General features: G+C 71.2%; 19 protein-coding genes. 10 read left to right on the plus strand and 9 right to left on the minus strand.

The features are described 5' to 3' along the window. Positions 1 to 169 precede the first annotated feature (169 nt). Positions 170 to 1,081, minus strand: a complete 912-nt coding sequence (locus tag ACTWQA_RS47425) for a LysR family transcriptional regulator (protein ID WP_443165429.1) — start codon at positions 1,079 to 1,081, stop codon at positions 170 to 172. Between the two features lie 93 nt (positions 1,082 to 1,174). Between ACTWQA_RS47425 and ACTWQA_RS47430 the strand changes: the two genes are divergently transcribed. From ACTWQA_RS47430 to ACTWQA_RS47445, 4 genes are all read left to right on the plus strand, one after another. Then, positions 1,175 to 1,408 carry a hypothetical protein gene (locus ACTWQA_RS47430; RefSeq protein WP_443165430.1) on the plus strand — a complete coding sequence of 78 codons (234 nt, stop codon included), beginning with the start codon at positions 1,175 to 1,177 and terminating at the stop codon, positions 1,406 to 1,408. A gap of 33 nt (positions 1,409 to 1,441) precedes the next feature. Then, positions 1,442 to 2,224: an arsenate reductase/protein-tyrosine-phosphatase family protein gene (locus tag ACTWQA_RS47435; RefSeq protein ID WP_443165431.1), complete on the plus strand. Its 783-nt coding sequence runs from the start codon at positions 1,442 to 1,444 to the stop codon at positions 2,222 to 2,224. After that, positions 2,221 to 2,619, plus strand: a complete 399-nt coding sequence (locus tag ACTWQA_RS47440; protein WP_443165432.1) for a VOC family protein — start codon at positions 2,221 to 2,223, stop codon at positions 2,617 to 2,619. The genes ACTWQA_RS47435 and ACTWQA_RS47440 overlap by 4 nt, the downstream gene beginning before the upstream one ends. Before the next feature lie 237 nt (positions 2,620 to 2,856). Continuing rightward, positions 2,857 to 4,068 carry a YncE family protein gene (locus ACTWQA_RS47445; protein ID WP_443165433.1) on the plus strand — a complete coding sequence of 404 codons (1,212 nt, stop codon included), beginning with the start codon at positions 2,857 to 2,859 and terminating at the stop codon, positions 4,066 to 4,068. Here ACTWQA_RS47445 and ACTWQA_RS47450 read toward each other — a convergent pair. Next, complete coding sequence (locus tag ACTWQA_RS47450) at positions 4,065 to 4,391, minus strand: branched-chain amino acid transporter permease (protein ID WP_443165434.1); 327 nt, start codon at positions 4,389 to 4,391, stop codon at positions 4,065 to 4,067. The genes ACTWQA_RS47445 and ACTWQA_RS47450 overlap by 4 nt on opposite strands. Then, positions 4,384 to 5,163, minus strand: coding sequence for an AzlC family ABC transporter permease (locus ACTWQA_RS47455; RefSeq protein ID WP_443165435.1), 780 nt, complete (start codon positions 5,161 to 5,163; stop codon positions 4,384 to 4,386). The genes ACTWQA_RS47450 and ACTWQA_RS47455 overlap by 8 nt, the downstream gene beginning before the upstream one ends. 80 nt (positions 5,164 to 5,243) lie before the next feature. Between ACTWQA_RS47455 and ACTWQA_RS47460 the strand changes: the two genes are divergently transcribed. Then, the gene (locus ACTWQA_RS47460) at positions 5,244 to 5,684 is read left to right on the plus strand and encodes an Lrp/AsnC family transcriptional regulator (protein ID WP_327581717.1); all 441 of its coding nucleotides are present in this window, start codon (positions 5,244 to 5,246) and stop codon (positions 5,682 to 5,684) included. A 36-nt stretch (positions 5,685 to 5,720) separates the two neighbouring features. Here the strand turns inward: ACTWQA_RS47460 and ACTWQA_RS47465 are convergent, their stop codons facing one another. Next, positions 5,721 to 6,374, minus strand: a complete 654-nt coding sequence (locus ACTWQA_RS47465; protein WP_443165436.1) for a TetR/AcrR family transcriptional regulator — start codon at positions 6,372 to 6,374, stop codon at positions 5,721 to 5,723. Between the two features lie 145 nt (positions 6,375 to 6,519). Here ACTWQA_RS47465 and ACTWQA_RS47470 point away from each other — a divergent pair, with 145 nt between their 5' ends. Both ACTWQA_RS47470 and ACTWQA_RS47475 read left to right on the plus strand, forming a co-directional pair. Further along, complete coding sequence (locus ACTWQA_RS47470; protein WP_443165437.1) at positions 6,520 to 7,284, plus strand: SDR family NAD(P)-dependent oxidoreductase; 765 nt, start codon at positions 6,520 to 6,522, stop codon at positions 7,282 to 7,284. Continuing rightward, positions 7,284 to 8,945 (plus strand): FAD-dependent oxidoreductase, encoded by a 1,662-nt coding sequence (locus ACTWQA_RS47475; RefSeq protein ID WP_443165438.1) that lies wholly within the window; start codon positions 7,284 to 7,286, stop codon positions 8,943 to 8,945. The genes ACTWQA_RS47470 and ACTWQA_RS47475 overlap by 1 nt, the downstream gene beginning before the upstream one ends. Here the strand turns inward: ACTWQA_RS47475 and ACTWQA_RS47480 are convergent. From ACTWQA_RS47480 to ACTWQA_RS47490, 3 genes are all read right to left on the minus strand, one after another. Next, the gene (locus tag ACTWQA_RS47480; RefSeq protein WP_443165439.1) at positions 8,884 to 10,080 is read right to left on the minus strand and encodes an FAD-dependent monooxygenase; all 1,197 of its coding nucleotides are present in this window, start codon (positions 10,078 to 10,080) and stop codon (positions 8,884 to 8,886) included. The two genes, ACTWQA_RS47475 and ACTWQA_RS47480, sit on opposite strands and share 62 nt — an antisense overlap. Positions 10,081 to 10,236: 156 nt before the next feature. Then, positions 10,237 to 12,249, minus strand: a complete 2,013-nt coding sequence (locus ACTWQA_RS47485) for a SpoIIE family protein phosphatase (protein ID WP_443165440.1) — start codon at positions 12,247 to 12,249, stop codon at positions 10,237 to 10,239. Positions 12,250 to 12,329: 80 nt separating this feature from the next. Then, positions 12,330 to 13,286: an NAD(P)H-dependent flavin oxidoreductase gene (locus tag ACTWQA_RS47490; RefSeq protein WP_443165441.1), complete on the minus strand. Its 957-nt coding sequence runs from the start codon at positions 13,284 to 13,286 to the stop codon at positions 12,330 to 12,332. 174 nt (positions 13,287 to 13,460) lie between these two features. Between ACTWQA_RS47490 and ACTWQA_RS47495 the strand changes: the two genes are divergently transcribed. From ACTWQA_RS47495 to ACTWQA_RS47505, 3 genes are read left to right on the plus strand one after another with little or no spacing between them, the layout of a single operon-like run. After that, entirely contained in the window at positions 13,461 to 14,048 is a 588-nt protein-coding gene (locus ACTWQA_RS47495; protein ID WP_327581723.1) for a TetR/AcrR family transcriptional regulator, read from the plus strand. 22 nt (positions 14,049 to 14,070) lie between these two features. Next, positions 14,071 to 15,285, plus strand: coding sequence for a cytochrome P450 (locus ACTWQA_RS47500; RefSeq protein WP_305918588.1), 1,215 nt, complete (start codon positions 14,071 to 14,073; stop codon positions 15,283 to 15,285). Positions 15,286 to 15,327: 42 nt separating this feature from the next. After that, positions 15,328 to 16,212 (plus strand): class I SAM-dependent methyltransferase, encoded by an 885-nt coding sequence (locus ACTWQA_RS47505; protein WP_443165442.1) that lies wholly within the window; start codon positions 15,328 to 15,330, stop codon positions 16,210 to 16,212. Here ACTWQA_RS47505 and ACTWQA_RS47510 read toward each other — a convergent pair. Continuing rightward, entirely contained in the window at positions 16,201 to 17,064 is an 864-nt protein-coding gene (locus ACTWQA_RS47510) for a haloalkane dehalogenase (RefSeq protein WP_443165443.1), read from the minus strand. The genes ACTWQA_RS47505 and ACTWQA_RS47510 overlap by 12 nt on opposite strands. Before the next feature lie 11 nt (positions 17,065 to 17,075). Continuing rightward, on the minus strand, positions 17,076 to 17,459 hold the full coding sequence (locus ACTWQA_RS47515) for a pyridoxamine 5'-phosphate oxidase family protein (RefSeq protein WP_443165444.1): 384 nt from the start codon (positions 17,457 to 17,459) through the stop codon (positions 17,076 to 17,078). Positions 17,460 to 17,473 lie beyond the last annotated feature (14 nt).

Here is a 17,473-nt window from a genome sequence, read left to right on the forward strand (position 1 = left end):
GGGCAGGCATAATGGAAATGCCGATGAAACGCCGAAGAAACAAACGACGCCGGTCCACACGCAATTTCGTGACCGCTGATTGCTAAATCGTTCTGCGCCACGACCGCGGGAGTCAATAAAAACGGGCGGGCAAGCCAGACCGGCTTTTAACCGCTGCTATAGAGGCTCTCTATGGCCGAACGGGGGACTGGTCGATGCGGCCGGACGTGGTCTCTCTCCGCACCATCTCGACGAACGCCTGTCCCGCGTGCGACAGCGGCTCGGGACGCCACAGCAACCGGACACGGCGTACGACGGGCGGATCGATCGCCCCGATGCGGGCGCCTTGACGTGCTGCGTCCTCCGCCATCGGACGTGGAAGCAGCGCCACACCCGCACCGGCGAGGACCAAGGGGACGATCGCCGCGCGGTGCGGCGTCTCCACGGCGATGCGCAGGGGGATGCCCGCCCCCGCCAGTGACTGTTCGAGCAGTGTCCGCGTCGTCGTGCCCGGCTGAGTGGTGATCAGATCCATTGCGGCGACCTCGGTCATCTTCACCGCCCGGCCTGTTGCTATTTCGGCATCGGGCGGGAGAACCGCGAGCATCTCCTGCTCCCGGAGCTCCAAAGCCCGCAATCCCGCCGATGGCACGGAGAAATCCGCGAGACCGAGCTCGCATTCGCCGACCCGAACCATTTCCGTGACCGCCGCCGCATGCTCGGGGTCCTCGATTCGGATGTCGACTCCCGGATGGGCGCGACGGAACATGCCGACGAGTCCGGCCAGCGGGTCAACGGCCAACGTGGTCAAGGCGACGATGTCGAGCCGTCCCGCCTCCAGCCGGGTGACCTGCTGAACCGACGACAGTGCGGAGGCGAACGCACGCAGGACCTGCTGCGCGGAGCCCATGAGCGCCTGCCCCTCAGGGGTGAGCCTGACTCCGCGGCCAAGCCGGTGGAAGAGCGGTGTGCCGAGCTCACGCTCCAGTGTCCGGATCGTGTACGACAACGATGGCTGCGCAATGCGCAGGGCGGACGCGGCACTCGTGAAGCTGCCGTGCGATGCCACCGCGAGAAAGCACTCGAGTTGCCGCCGATCCACCCGAGCCTCCCACCATCATCGCCGCCCACCTCGCCGTACGGTCAGGGGATTCCCGCAGGATTTCGGGGGTGCGATCGGTCAATCGTAGCTGAGATGATACGGGTCGCACGCTGGCCGACGCCGTTGCTCGAGCCCCACCCGGCCACCGCCCCGGTCGACCGCAACACCCGCCTGAGCCTCACCGACGCGGGCCGCCACGTGCTGCACGGACGGCAAGACCACATCACACTCAACGGCGTCGACCGCTGGATCGGCGGTGTCCACCTGGCCGGCCGGGCCGTGCCGTGGCGCTGGAACAAGGGAACCGAGTCCATCAAGCCAGTTTGATACATCAAATGGGTTTGATGTATGGTCGTGCGTATGGCACTCTCCGGCCAGGGCCTCACCCCGCCGGCGTTCGTCCGGCTGGCCGCCCACCCGCTACGCTGGCGGCTGCTGACCGCACTCGCCGACAGCGACTACCGGGTCCGCGAGCTGGCGACACGGGTCGACCAGCCGCAAAACCTGGTCTCCTACCACCTGAGGCTGCTGCGCGACGGCGGACTGGTCACCGCCACCCGCAGCAGCTTCGACGGCCGCGACAGCTACTATCACCTGGATCTGGAGCGCTGCACGGACGCGCTGATCGACAGCGGCGCCGCGTTGCGCACGAAGGCCGCGCCGTCGTTTCCTTCGGCCGACCAGCAGCAGGCCCGTCGTATCGCCGTGCTGTTCGTATGCACGGGCAACAGCGCCCGCTCACCGATCGCCGAAGCGCTGCTGCGTCACCACACGGCCGGCCGCGTGAGCGTGACCAGTGCCGGCAGCCGGCCCCGGGCCCGGCTGCACCCCAACACCGTGCGGGTGCTGCGCGAGGCCTTCGACATCGACATCTCCGGCCAGCGCCCCCGGCACCTGGACACGCTCGCCGGCCAGACGTTCGACCACGTGATCACGTTGTGCGACAAGGCCCGCGAAGACTGCCCGGAGTTTCCCCACCATCCCCGGCAGGCCCACTGGAGCATCCCCGAGCCTGCCATGGCCGGCGACACCGACCAGGCCGGATATCCCGCCTTCCAGCGCACCGCAGCAGATATCGCCACCCGCATCCGGCACCTGCTGCCCGTGCTCGCCGCCACCAACCGTAAGGAGGGTCCGCCGTGACCACATCCGATCACTACGCCAGCGTCCGCTACCTCGTTGACGACGTGCAGGCCGCCATCGACTTCTACACCACCCACCTCGGCTTCACGCTGAACACCAGCGCTGTACCCGCTTTCGCCGACGTGGTCCGTGGCCCGCTGCGCCTGCTGCTGTCGGGGCCCGCCAGTTCCGGCGCCCGTGCTACCCCCGACGAGGCCAACACCGCCGGCCGCAACCGTATCCACCTCGTCGTCGACGACCTGGATAAGGAGATCACCCGGCTCCGCGACGCCGGCCTGTCCTTCCGCGGCGACGTGGTCGCCGGGCCCGGCGGGCGCCAGATCCTGCTCGCCGACCCCGCCGGCAACCTGATCGAACTCTTCCAGCCCGCCCACCGGCCGGACCCGCTCACGTAGGCCTGCCTAACCCGCGCTTGAGGAAGCGGGGGCCACCTCCACCTTCGCGCCGTCGCGCTCCGGATTCACCAGCAGCGCGAAAAGCGCCTCCCGCAATGGCGATGGCACCCATCAGCACCAAGCGTTTCGAGTGCCCTGGTGATCAGATCGTCGGTGGCGACGCTAGGGCTTCGAGCGCGCGCGAACGCAAACCGGCGTCGAGGGGAACCTGGCGGGCGCGGGCGGTGTAGGGAGAGCGTGTCCTCCATCACGAGACGTCAGGCATTAGCGCTCGGCGCTGCCGCCGCCGTGTCGGCCTGCGCGGCCGAGCGGCCCGCCACCAAGGCCGCGCCCGCGGCTCCCGCCCCCAAACCGGGCCGGCTGTTCGCCAGCACCGCCGCCGGGCTGGCCCTGGTCGACCTGGCCACGGGCAGGGTCAAGGCCGCCTATCCCGCCGCCGTGGCCGACGGCACCTGGACCACGGTCCACCAGCTGACGGCCGGCCGCCTACGCAGCTACCGGGTCGGCACCGGCGCCCTGCTGGCCGACGAACCGGTCACCGGCCGGCAGATCAAGGCCGTCTCCACCCGGTTGATCGCGGTGGGGCCGCCGCCCGGGCCGCGTCGCCGTACCAGGATCACGCTGGTCGGCGAGAACGAGACGCGGGCGCTCGAGCTGGACGGCAACATCGAGCCCGAGGCGTTCTCCGGCGACGGCCGGGCCATGTACCTGCTGGACCACCTGCCGCCCGAGCGCCCCGACCGCTACCGGGTGCGGATGTACGACCTGGAGACCGGCGAGATGGGGCCGCTGCAGACGCGTGACAAGACGCAGATCCCGCGCGGCGCCGAGGAGGAGATGCGCGGGCGGGGCCGCCAGGCCGTGCTGGACTCCACCGCGGGCGTGCTCTACACCCTCTACACCCACCAGGACGACCACCTGCACACCCGCGACCTGGTGGCGGGGCGGGACCAGAGCCCCGGCGTGCACGCGTTCGTGCACGTGCTCAACCTGGACCAAAGGTGGGCCTATTGCTTGGACCTGCCCGCGCCGTTCGGGCTGGGCCCGCCCGAGGCGCACACGATCGCGCTGGACGCGGCGGGCAAGCGGCTGTACGCCTTCGACGCCTCCACCGGCAGCGTCGTGGTGGCCTCCACCGACGACCAGGCGATCCGGCGCAGCGGCCGGCTCGGTGAGCGGCCCGCGGGGGAGGCGTACGCGGCGGCTGGTGGTCAGCGCCTCTACCTGGCGGTGGGTTCGCGGGTGCTGGTGGCCGACGGACAGACGCTCGCACCGCTGGCCGACTGGCCCCTGCCCGGTCCCGCTCGCGGCGTGCTCTGGACCGCGGACGAACTGCTGGCCGGGGCGGGCGATCAAGTGATCCGGCTGGACCCTGGCACGGGGGCCAGGCTCGGCGCATTTCCGCTGCCGGGCCTGCAGGCGGTACGGCATGCAGCCCCAACGGGTTAGAAGGCGTTGACGAGGACGACGTAGACGGCGGTGCCGATGCCCACGCTCAGGATCGTGCGGCGGCCGAAGGCGAGGTGGACGCCCGCGGTGACGGCGACCGCGAGCAGCGCGTACGGCGTCGCGTGCGGCTCGGCGGTGATGGTGCCGTGCAGGGCGGTCACGGCCAGGATCGCGAGAATGCCGACCGGCATCCACACCGACAGCTGCCGCACGATCGCCGAGGTGCGCAGCGTGCGCAGCACCGCGAACGGCACGGCGCGCAGGGCGAAGGTGATGGTGAAAACGATCGCGAGGACGGCGATGAGATAGGCGGTGCTAGGCATCGGCGGTCTCCGAGGCGGGCCGAGGGGTAGGTCGAGGGGCAGTCCGGCGAGCGGGCCGGCGGGCGGTGAGGGCGTGGCGGGCCAGCAGCAGGGCGACGAACAGCAGCAGTGCGGTGAACATGGCGACGCCCGGGGTGACGATGAGGGCGACGGTCACGCTGGCTCCGGCGATCAGCGCCGAGGGGATCTCGCCGCGGGAGCGGAAGGCGTCCAGGGTGAGCACGGTGAACAGGGCGCACAGGGCGAACTCCAGGCCCTTGATCGGCGCGGGCAGGGCCGTGCCGATGGCGACGCCGACCAGGCCGCCGCCGACCCAGTACGTCTCGCAGGCGACCTGCATGGCCAGCAGCCGGGGCGCCGAGCGTTGCGCTTCGGGCAGGGAAGCGTTGACGGCGTACGCCTCGTCGATCATGGCGTAGACGGCGTACACCTTGGCCAGCGGGCTCTTGACCACGTGGAGAGGGAAGGAGAAGGCGTAGAAGACGTGCCGGAAGTTGACCACCAGGACGGTCAGCGCAACGGCGGCGAGCGGCGTGACGGTCGCCATCATGCCCACCAGCAGCAGCTCCAGAGAGCCGGCGAACGCGGCAAGGGACAGGGCGGGGGCGAGCCACCAGGGAAGGCCGGCCTGGAGGATCAGCAGGCCGAGGGCGATCCCCAGCGGGAAGATCCCCAGCCCCGCGGAGAAGGAATCGCGCACTCCCGCCGCGATCTGTTGCCGCCGGGTCGCCGGAGCCGCCGCGGTGACCTGGGGAGGAACGTCGTGTCGCACCTCACCATGGTCTCGTAGAAGCCGCGCCATGTGGTTGCGAATATTGCTCACACAGCAGCTCCCGCTGCAATATTCTCTGTGTGGATGCGATAGACAGAGCAATCATCGCCGAGTTGGAGCGGGACGGACGGCTGACGAACGTCGAGCTCGCCCATCGGGTCGGGCTCACCACCGGGCCGTGCCTGCGGCGCGTCCAGCGGCTGGAGGCCGAGGGTGTCATCCGCGGCTACCGGGCCGTCGTCGACCCCGCCGCCGTGGGCCGGTCCTTCGAGGTCCTGGTCGACCTCACTCTCGATGCCCAGGACGCGGAGACCGTCGAGCGCTTCGAGCAGGCCCTGGTCCAGGCCGAGGAGGTCATCGAGCTACGCCGGCTGTTCGGCAGTCCCGATTACTTCGTGCGGGTGGCGGTCGCCGATCTGGCCGCCTACGAGACCTTCCTCAGCCGGCGCGTGATGACCATCCCACGGGTCAGGGGCATCGCCTCGCACTTCACGATGAAGAACGTCAAGCCGGGCCCGTAGGCCTCGAAGCTGGCGGGCGACCCGGCTTCGATGACCTCAGGGCGAGAAACCGCGGGCGGCGGTCCGCAGCGCCTGGCCGACCGTCGCCTCCAGCAGGCCCGGCTCCTCCACAGCCGCGGGGTCGGTGCGCGAGGCGTAGTGCTCCACGCCCGTCCGCAGGGCGACGTTGATCATGGCCGCCTGCACGGTGATGTCCAGGTCAGGACTGGCCAGCCCGGCGCGCTCGGCCAGCGCGGCCGCGAACACCGGCTCGGCCTCCCGGTGCGCCTCCAGCCACACCGCGCGTAGTCCCGGCTCGCTGCCGGTCAGGCGTACCAGGTCCAGCAGCGCCACTCGGTCGGGGGCGAGCTCGCCGGCGCTGCGGAGCATGGCGTCGAGCAGCTCCGCCACACCCTGGTCGGGGCGCCATGACCGCAGGCACTGGGTGGCGACCTCGATCCCCCCGGTCAGCAGGGGCAGGACACAGCTTTCCTTGCTCGGGAAGTAGCGCCACAACGTGCGGGAAGAGATGCCGGCCGCCGCCGCGATGTCCTCGGCGGAGGTGCCGGCGACGCCGTTGGCGGTGAACAGGCGGACGGCCTCGCGGGCGATCTCCAGCCGGGTCGCGGCCTTGCGCCGTTCGGTCAGGGGCGGACGTCCGGTCCGCCCGGTCGGGCGAGCCTGGACCAGCGCCGGTGATTCGCGGGACACGTTTCACAACGCTACCACTTATTGTCTTTCTCTGACTATCTGGCGCAAAGCGCCAAAAAGTCGTACGGTCCTGACCAGGCCTTGGCGGCCGGCGCCCGTAGCGCTGGTGAGACCGTCATGGCGCACGACTGCGGAGGAGCAGAGCATGAGCAGCAGTGGGCTGCAGGACAGCAGTGTCATCGTCACCGGTGCCGGATCGGGAATCGGGCGGGCCGCCGCCGTCCGCTTCGCCCACGAGGGCGCCAAGGTGGTGGTGGCCGATCTCAACGGCGAGGCCGCCAAGGCGGTCGTGGCGGAGATCCAGGCGGCCGGCGGCACCGCGGTGGCGGTGGCGGGCGACCTGGGCGACCCTGCGGTGGTCGAGGAGGTCGTCACCACCGCGGTGGACACCTTCGGCGGCCTGGACGTGCTGGTCAACAACGCCGGCATCATGGACCGGATGTCGGCCGCCGCCGACGTCTCCGACGCCGAGTGGGAGCGCGTCATCCGGGTCAACCTGACCGCGCCGTTCCTGCTCACCCGCGCCGCCCTGCCGCACATGCTCGCCAAGGGCAAGGGCGCGATCGTCAACACCGCGTCCGAGGCGGCCCTGCGCGGCAGCGCGGCCGGCACCGCGTACACCGTCTCCAAGCACGGCGTGGCCGGGCTCACCCGGTCGATCGCGGTCATGTACCGCGACTCCGGCATCCGCGCCAACGCGATCGCTCCCGGGGGCACCCAGACCGGCATCGTCCTCGACGTCGACCCGGCGGCGCACGGCCCGAAAACGCTCGGCGCGTACATGCAGAACGTCGGCCGCGTCGCCGAGGCCGACGAACAGGCCGCCGCCATCGTGTTCCTGGCCTCCGACGCCGCCAGCAACATCAACGGCGTCATCCTCGCCGTCGACAACGGCTGGGCCGCGGTCTGATGGGCGCGCCATGGGACCGCGAGGTCGACGTGCTGGTGGTCGGCACCGGCGCGGCCGGCCTGGCCACCGCGGCCGTCGCGGCCGACGCCGGGCAGCGGGTGCTGGTGGTGGAGAGCACGTCGAAGTGGGGCGGGACCACGGCGCTGAGCGGAGGCGGGCTGTGGATGCCGACGAACCCGCTGATGGCCACGTTCGGGCGGGAGGACTCGGTCGACAAGGCGCTGACCTACATGGCGGCGGCCATCGGGGACGCCGGCCCGGCCAGCTCCTCTGAGCGGCGGCGTGCCTTCGTCGAGACCGTTCCGGAGGTGTTCCGGTTCCTGGAGCGGCTGGGGGTGCGGTGGGCCGCGGACAAGGACTATCCGGACTACTACCCCGACCGGCCGGGCGGGATGGTCGGCCGGGGTATCGAGGCCGAGCCCTTCGACCTGCGCACGCTGGGTGAGTGGCGCGACACCTCGCGCGCCGGCGAGGCGCTGCCGCCCATACCGTTGAAAACCGATGACGTGTGGCTGCTCGCCCGGGCCTGGTCCTCTCCGGATGGATTCGTACGAGGTGCGCGGTTCGTGTTCCGGACGCTGTGGGGCCTGGCGAGAGGCAAGCGGCTGTCGGGCCTGGGGTCGGGGCTCGTGGCGAGCCTCATGTCGATCGTCGTGCGGCAGGGCACCGAGGTTCTGCTCAACGCGCCGCTGACCGAGCTGATCGTGGACGACGGCGAGGTCACCGGTGCGATGGTCGCCGGGCCGGACGGCAGGCCGCTGCGGATCCGGGCCCGCGGCGGCGTCACGCTGGCGGCCGGTGGGTTCGCGCACCACGGCGACTGGCGGCAGAAGTATCACGGCGTGCCCGGATACAGCTCCGCCGCCGACGGCGACCTCGGAGACGCGATCAGGATCGCCGAGTCCATCGGCGCTCAGCTGGCCCTCATGGACGACGCGTGGTGGGGCTCGGCCGTGCCGATGCCGGACGGGACGGCCCAGTTCATGCTCGCCGAGCGGTCGATGCCGTTCGGCATCATCGTGGACGGACTCGGGGAGCGCTACACCAACGAGTCGGCCAGCTACATCGACTTCGGCCACGCGATGCTGGAGCGGAACAAGACCGTTTCGGCGATCCCGAGCTGGCTGATCGTCGATGCCCGCCATCGGCGCCGCTATCTGTTCACGGCGTTGATGCAGGGCGGCAAGAAACTGCGTGAGGCCGGCATCGTCCGCTCCGCCGCCACGATCGAGGAGCTGGCCGGCGTGCTCGGCATGGAATCGGCCCGGCTGCGGGGCACCGTGGACCGGTTCAACGGCTTCGCGCGCCGTGGGGTCGACGAGGACTTCGGCCGCGGCCGCACCGTGTACGACAACTACTACGGTGACCCCAGGGTCAAACCGAATCCCAATCTCGGGCCGCTCGAGAAGGGCCCGTTCACCGCCGTCCAGCTGGTGCCCGGCGACCTCGGCACGAAGGGCGGCCTGCTCACCGACGCCGACGCCCGCGTGCTCGACACCGGCGGGCAGCCCATCGCCGGGCTCTACGCCGCCGGCAACACCACCGCATCGGTGATGGGACGCACGTACCCCGGGCCCGGCTCCACCATCGCGCCTGCGGTCATCTTCGGCTATCGCGCCGGCCGCCACGCCGCGGCACGATCTTCGAGCCCAGCGACATGAGCTGCACGCCCGCCCGGTCCATCGCGTAGTAGAGCCGCGGCGGCAGATGGGCGAGCAGCGGAGAGTGCCGCCGGCCGAGCAGGTCGAACACCTGCTCCGGTGGAAGGCCGATGTAGCGCGGAAGGCTCTCGTACCACCGGGCGCTGTAGCGGGCCGCTCTCTGGGTGGGGCGGATCGCGGATCTGCGCTGCCGCTCGAAGCGGGCGAGGGCGTGGTCGAGTTGCGGGTCCTTGTGCAGCGCGTCGACCAGGAAGGCGGCGTCCCCGAGTGCGAGGGCGGTGCCCGCGCCGATGGAGTAGTGCGTGGTGTGCGCGGCGTCTCCGAGCAGGACGAGGTTGCCGCGGTACCACCTCCGGTTGGTCAGGGTGCGGAAGTTCAGCCAGTGCGCGCTGCCGTCCGGCTGGGCCCGGCCGATCAGTGCGTGCCCGTCGAGGATGTCGGCGAAGAGCTTCTCCAGCATGGCCAGGCTGTCGGCCTCGTTCGCCTGGTCGAGCCCGAGCCCCCGCCAGACCTCGGGGAAGCACTCGACGACGCAGGTGCTGTGGTCCTGGCCGAATCCGTAGCCGTAACACCAGATCCAGCCGTGCGCGGTCTCGACGAAGGCGAAGGTGAAGGTGTCGAAGATCTTGGTGGTGCCGAGCCAGGTGTAGAAGTTCTGGCCGACCGCCACTTCGGGGCCGAAGTGGTCGGCGTAGCGCTCGCGCAGCCCGCTGTTGATGCCGTCGCCGGCGACGACGAGGTCGGCATCGGCCACCTCCTCCTCGCCGGCGATCTCGCGCTCGTACTCGATGCGCACGCCGAGGGAGCGGGCCCGCTCGGCGAGGATGCCGAGCAGGTCGTGCCGGCCGATGCCGAAGCTCACGTCCCCGTGATCCAGTGTCACGGTCACCCGGTCCTGGATGTGCACGCTCCAGCTGTCCCAGCGGACCGAGCCGTCTCTGATGGCGCGCGCGGACTCGGGATCCGCGCCGTGCAGATCTTCGAGCAGCTCCTCCCAGTAGGTCACGCCCCATCCGTACGTCGAGCCGACCGGGTTGCGCTCATAGACGGTGACGTCGTGGGATGGGTCCACAAGCTTCATCAGGACCGAGAAGTACAGGTTGGCGGGTCCGCCGCCGACGCAGGCCACCTTCACACGAGCCCCCAGTATCGCGTGACAGAAAGTAGTCAATATGCGACACATAGTAATCCTTCCTGGCTCGGAAGGAAGGCGGGGGATGTCCTCCTGGCAGGTCTTTGTTTCCGGAATCCAGAACTTGACCTCGGGGTGACGCGCCGTCCCGCCGGCGGATCACAGGACGCGGGTACGGGCCACGAGGAGCGCGACGTCGTCGTCGGAGCCGGTGTCGCCCACCATGGACCGGATGACCCTGGCGCAGACCTTCTCCAGCGGCAGGGCGGCGGCGCGGGCCAGGGCGGCGCCGAGGCGATCGATGCCGGCGTCGATGTCGGCCTCGCGGGTTTCGATCAGGCCGTCCGTGTACAGGGCGATCATGCTGCCTTCGGCGAGTTCGACCTCGAGGGACCGGTAGGAGCCGAGCCCCAGGCCGATCGGGGTGCCGCTGGGCAGGCGGGGGAAGGCGACCTCGCCGGACGGGGCGACGATGGCGGGCGGCGGGTGCCCGGCTCCGGCCATGGCGCAGCGCCCGGTGGCCGGGTCGTAGACCGCGTACAGGCAGGTGGCTCCCGTGGTGTCCAGCGGCAGCCTGCCGGGCCCGGCGTCCTCCTCCTCCAGGCGCACGACCAGGTCGTCGAGGTGGGCGAGCAGCTCGTCGGGAGGCAGGCCCATGTACGCGAGGGTGCGTACAGCGGTGCGCAGGCGTCCCATGGTCGCCGCGGCGTTGATGCCGTGCCCTGTCACGTCCCCGACGACCAGCGCGACCCGGCCGTCCCGCAGCGGGATCGCGTCGAACCAGTCGCCGCCGACACCCTCGTGCACGTCGGAGGGCAGGTAGCGCGAGGCCACCTCGACGGCGCCACCGCCGTTCAGGTAGCCCGGAAGCAGGTTGCGCTGCAGGGCGAGGGCGGCGGTGCGCTCGCGGGTGTACTGGCGGGCGTTGTCGAGGCTCAGCGCGGCACGGGCGCCGAGCTCCTCCGCGAGGAGCAGGTCGTCCCTGGTGAACGGCTCCAGATTGTCGTTGCGGACGAACACGGCGATGCCCAGGATGTCGCCGCGGGCCTTCAACGGGACGATGATCAGCGTGTGCATGCCGGTGCGGCGAATGATCCTCGCCCGGTCCGGGTCCTGGTCGAGCCAGGTGCCGGGCGCGGTGTCCAGCACGGGCTCGAAGTGGGCGCGGCCCGAGGACAGGACCTCCGTGAAGGGCGACGACGGGGGCACGAACACGGCCTGCCCGCGCGACCAGAGCGATTCGGGCATCCCCTCGTGGATGGAGGCCACGCCCGCACGGCGGAACACGGGGATGCTTACCTCCGTGGCGGCCAGCCGCTGCAGGGGTTCGGCGTCCGGCAGGACCGATGCGGCGAGGTCGACGGTGACGTAGTCGGCGAGAGCCGGCACCGCCAGGTCCGCCAGCTCCTGCGCGGTCTTGCCGACGTCGAGCGTGCTGCCGATGCGGACGCTGGCCTCGCGGAGCAGGGCCAGCCGATCGCGCGAGCGGCTGTGGCTGATGTCGATGGCCACCGTGCACACGCCGAGCGGCCGGCCGTCCACGCCTTCCAGCCGGAAGAGGGAGGTCGACAACGTGCGATCCTCGAGCTGGTCCGGCGAGCTCCAGCGGGCTTCGCGGTCGAGCTGCGGAACGCCGCTGGAGAGCACCTTGCGCATCGCGTCCCGCGCGGCCTCGGTGTGGAAGCCCGGCAGCGGCTCCGCCAGCGAGCGGCCGAGCTGGTAATGGGGGAACACCGGCCGCAGGCGCTCCGCCGCGGCGTTCAGCCACACGCAGCGCAGGTCGCGGTCCCAGATCGCCACGGCCACCGGAGTACGCGTGAGCAGCGGCTCCAGCCAGGAGGACGCTCGTCCCGAGGCTCCCGCGGTCGCCGGCGTCACCGCGACGAGCCAGGCGGCCTTCTCCTCCGGCGTGATCAGCCGGGAGCCCTCGACGTACACGAGGATCCTGGTGCCGTCGCGGTGGCGGGCCACACCGAAGCCGGACCAGTCCTCCTGTCCGTCGTACGCCGCGTCCCAGGCCGCCGCGCGCTCCGCCGTGAGCAGCAGCGCGCCGGGACGGTTGAGGATGTCGGCCGCGCGGTAGCCGAGAAGCGCCTCCGCGGCCGGCGTCCAGCCGATCACCGTGCCCTCGGTGTCGATCACGATGACCGACGTGCTCTCAGGTGTGGCCATGGCGACATCCATCCTGCTCCGACCAAGCCGTTCCGGCCAGGATAAACACCGCTGACCTGCGGCGATTCTTGACCGGGCCGTCAGGGGCCGCTGAAGCGGCCCAGCAGCTCGTCGGCGGCGGCGAAGCCGCCGACCACGTCGGCGGCCGTGCGCGGCCGGCGTACCAGGCCCACGGCCTGGCCGACGTAGACGTAGGCGGTGTCGAAGTCGCCGGCGCGGCGGGCGGCCTCCAGCTCGGCCTGTGCCGCGCCGTCGGCGGCCAGCTCCGACTCCCGGCCGTGCCAGCGGTCGAAGAAGGCGTTACGCAGGGCGCGCCCGCCGAACTCCGGTGGCCAGGCGAGCCGCTGGGCGACGTCGAAGACCCGGCCGTACGCGGTCCCCGTCTCGCCGCTGTCCAGCACCCGCTGCCGGGCCGGCTCCGACAGGGTCGTCTCGGCGCAGCCCAGGAACGCCGTGCCGGCCCAGCCTCCCTCCGCGCCTGCCGCGAGCACGGCGGCCAGCCCGCGGGCCGTGGCGATGCCGCCCGCGGCGAGCACCGGGACGCCGACCGCGTCCAGCACGCTCTGCAGCAGCGGCAGTGTGGCCACCTCGTCGCGGCCGTGACCGCCGCCCTCGCCGCCGCGGGCCACGATCACGTCCACGCCGGCCTGCTCGGCCGCGCGTGCCTCGTCCGTGGTGCCCGCCTGGACCGCGACGGTGATCCCTTCCCGCCGCAACGGCTCGACGTAGGGGGCGAAGTCGCCGTAGCTGACGGAGACCAGGCTGGGACGGGCGGCGAGCACCGCGTCCAGCTGGCCGGGATTGTCCGGCAGCGCCCAGGCCATCAGCCCGATCCCGTACGGCCGGCCGCTCCCGGCGGCGACGGCGGCCTGCTCGGTGATCCATGGGGGCGAGGCCGTGGCCGGCACGCCGAACATGCCGAGCGCGCCCGCGGCGGAGACGGCCGCGGCCAGCCGCCCGTCGCTCACCCCCGCCATCGGGGCGCCGACCAGTGGCACGTCGAGCTGGAACCGTTCGGTCAGCCAGGTGCGTGGCATCGTTCGTCGTCTCCTTCAACACTCAGGTCACGACAATAGGCGTTTCCACCAGCACGTGTACGTCCCAGGTGGTGCCGAAGAGCACGCGCGGCACCTGTTGACCAAGCGCTCGTTCAAGAGATATATAGGGAAGCGGATATATGTTGACGGGCCGATGAGCACCTGGAGGCCCAGGTGGGACGTACGCAAGACCAGCGGCGGGCCGAGACGCGGATCCGGCTGATCGACGCGGCCGCCGACCTGTTCGCCCGCAAGGGATTTCACGCCGTTTCCGCCGAGGCGGTGGCCGGCGCCGCCGATCGCACCACGGGCGCGCTGTACGACCACTTCGGCGGCAAGGAAGGCCTGCTGCTGGCCCTGCTGGAGGTGTGGAAGGAGCAGGCCGCGGCCGAGCTGCTGTCCGGGTTCGAGGAGGTCAGCGCGCTCGACGAGCGCCTGGCCGCCATGTTCGGCGTGCTGACCCGCGATCGCAGCGCGCCGTGGCTCCTGCTGGAGATGGAGCTGTGGTTGCACGGCGCCCGCGACCCCGCCATCGGCGAGCCCCTGGCCAGGCGGTACGCCGACGTCCGCGCCCGGCTCGCCGACGGGCTGTCCGACTGGGCCGCGGCGGCCGGGGTGCCGCTGCGCCGCCCACCCGAGCAGACGGCCGCCGGCGTGCTGGCGATGCTCATCGGCTGCGCCGTGCAACACCGGCTCGACCCGCCGGCGGTCGAGGCCCGCGCCGTGGTGGAGAACCTACGCGACCTGCTCGGACTGTCGTAGAAGCCCGGAGAAGGAGGGTCAGATGCAGATCGACCTGCTGGAAGACACCTGGGAACGCGAGGTGCCGCATGAGCAGTTCGCCTACCTGCGGCGGAACGCGCCGGTCCACTGGCACGAGGTGCCGGGCGACACCGGATTCTGGGCCGTCACGAGATATCAGGACGTGAAGGCGATCAGCCGGGACGCGCACACGTGGTCCACGGAGCTCGGCACCGCGTTCATCCGTACCCAGACGCCCGAGTTCATCGCCCTGGCGAGCCTGACGCTGCTCAACATGGACCCGCCCAAGCAGACCCGCTACCGGAAACTGGTCAGCGCCGGCTTCACGCCGAGAATGATCGCCCAGCTGAAGGGGAAGATCCAGCGGCGCGCCGAGAAGATCGCCGACGGCGTGCTGGACAAGGGCGGGGAGGTGGAGTTCGTCGGCGACGTGGCCCAGTACCTGCCGCTGCAGATGATCTGCGACCTGGTCGGCGTGCCCGAGCGGGACCACGCCCGGATCTTCGACTGGTCCAACCGCATGGTCGGCTTCCAGGACCCGGATTTCCGCACCACGCCGGAGGACGGCGAGATCGCCTCGGCGGAGGCGTTCGCGTACTGCGACGAGCTGGTCGAGGAGCGGCGCGCGCACCCGCGCGACGACATCCTGACCGCGCTGGTGCAGGCCGAGGTGGACGGAGACCGGCTGACCAGGGACGAGATCGGCATGTTCTTCGTGATCCTGTTCGTGGCCGGGAACGAGACCACCCGCAACCTCATCGCCCACGCCATGAACGCCCTGATCAGCCATCCCGGCAGCTACCGTGAGCTGGCCGCGGGCATCGACGACGAGGAGCTGTGGCGCACGGCCACCGAGGAGTTCCTGCGCTGGGGCTCCTCGATCCACAACTTCCGGCGCACCGCGACCGTGGACACCGAGCTGCACGGACAGCCGATCGCCGCGGGGGAGAAGGTGGTCACCTTCTACGCCTCGGCCAACCACGACGAGGACGTCTTCACCGACCCCCACGTTCTGGACATCCGGCGCAGCCCGAACGACCACGTGACGTTCGGCGGCGGCGGGCCGCACTTCTGCCTGGGCGCCGGGCTGGCCAGGATGCAGATCCGCTGCATGATCCGAGAGCTGCTGCGCCGCTTCCCGTCGGCCGAGCACGCCGGTCCCGTCCAGCGGATGCGCTCGGACTTCATCAACGGCATCAAGCACATGCCGGTCCGCTTCACCGTACGGGAGCGATAATTCGCTGGCCGCGGCATGGCGGGCCTCACTAGCCTGATACGGGTGATCTACGAGCATCCCCTGGCCTACGTGCTCGGCATGGAAGGGCTCGCGTTGCTGCGGTCCTTCACGGGCGAGCACGACCGCGGGTTCGTCGATGCGCGCCTCACCGAGATCCGCAAGCTCCTCGACGACGACACGCTGGCGAACGCCGCCGTGGACGTCGTCCGAGCGGACACCGTCGAGGGCTACCAGATCTGGTCGACAACATATGACGGCCCGAATTCGGCGTTCGACATCGATGAGCCGATCGTCCACGAGATCGTCGACGCGCTGCCGGCGGGCGTCGCCCTGGACGCCGCCTGCGGCACGGGGCGCCTCTCGGCCTACCTGGCCGGTCGCGGACACCAGGTCCTGGGCGTGGACAGCTCGCCCGACATGCTGGCCCGGGCCAGCGAACGCGTGCCGCAGGGCGAGTTTCACCTCGGCGACCTGCGTCTCCTGCCGGTGCCCGACGACGCGGTGGACCTGGTGGTCTGCTCGCTGGCATTGACGCACGTGGCCGAGCTGGACCCGGTGCTGGCCGAGTTCGCCCGGGTGCTGCGGCCCGGCGGGCACGTGGTCATCTCGGACGTGCATCCCGAAGGTGTGGCACGCGGCATCAGTCCTTCCGTACGTCTGGCCGACGGACGACCGGCGCGGGTCGCGACATACCGCCATCTGATCGGCGACTACATCCGCGCCGCGCTGGCGGCGGGCCTGCAGGTACGCCGCTGCGAGGAGCCACCGCTCCACGCCGGGGACGAGGCCGTGCCGCCCGCCACCGAGACCCTGGGGCCGTGGCACCTGTGGCCGTGGGTCCTGAGCGACATGGTGCCCGAGGCGGCGCGGGCGGCCGTCGCCGGGACGCCGTCGATGGTGATCTGGCAGTTCCAGCTAGCCGGCTGACGGCAGCTTGGCCAGCCAGGTCTCGACGTCCGCCGCGATGACCAGGGGCCAGTCCTCCGGCGTGTGGTGCCCGGCGATCTCCTCGTGCTGAACGATCTCGAGTGCTGCCACGTTGGCCGCGCACCAGGCGAGGGTCTCGTCCGTCCACATCGTCCCGAGGCCGGGACGGAAGCCGATCAGCAGCTTCGGCACCTCGGCACTGGTCACCAGCCACCGGTCGAACGCCTCGATCCAGGCCACGACGTCGGCCGGCTCCCCGCCCAGCGGCAGCGAGCGGGCCCAGCGCAGCTGCGGCAGGCGGCTCTCCCTCGTCGGGTACGGGTTCGTGTACGCGGCCATGTCCTCCTCGGTCAGCACGGTGGTGACAGTGGTGGGCAGGCCCCGCCGGAGGAAGGCGTCGTCGTCGAGGATCATGGATTCGCCCACGCCCTCGGTCTTGATCGCCCGGAACAGCTCGCGGCCGCCTTCCGGCAGCTCCTCCCAGCTCATCGGCTTGACGATGGCCTCGGTGAAGGCGATCCCGCGCACTCGGCCCGGGTGGCGGGCGGCCCAGTCGAAGGCCAGCGCGCCGCCCCAGTCGTGGCCGACGAGCACCACGTCGTCGAGGTCGAGGGCGTCGAACCAGGCGTCCAGGTAGCGGACGTGGTCGGCGAAGGTGTAGTCGATGGCGGGCTTGCCCGACTCGCCCATGCCGATCAGGTCGGGGGCCAGGCGGTGGCCGTGCCCGACGGCGGGCATGACGTTGCGCCACAGGTAGGAGGAGGTGGGGTTGCCGTGCAGGAAGACGATCGGCGCGCCGGCGCCGAGCTCCCGGTAGTGCATGGTGGAGTCGAGCACGTTCTGGAGAGGCATGTCGGATCCGTTCAGGTGTTGAGTGTCATGGTGCGGTCCACCGCGATCTCGATCACGACCCGGCCGGGCGGCGCCGGCGGCGGCGAACCGTAACGTCGGCGGTAGTGGCGGGCGGCCTCGGCCACCCGGCGTGGATCGTCGGACACCGTGGCGGTGCCTTCGAGGGTGATCCAGCGGAACCCGTCGACCTGGCAGAGCGCGGCGCGGCCGCCCCTCGCCAGGTTGCGGGCCTTGCGCGAGGCGGCGACGGTCAGCACGCGGGCCGTTCCCGCGTCGCGGTCCCAGGTGAAGCGCACGGCCACGACGTGCAGGGACCCGTCGGGCCGCAGGGTCGTCAGCGTGGCCACCCGGGGCTCGGCCAGAAACGACTCCACCGAGCCGGCCAGGCCGCTCATGGTGAGGGCTCCGT

It is taken from the genome of Nonomuraea sp. 10N515B (genome assembly GCF_052245915.1).
Lineage (GTDB): Bacteria > Actinomycetota > Actinomycetes > Streptosporangiales > Streptosporangiaceae > Nonomuraea.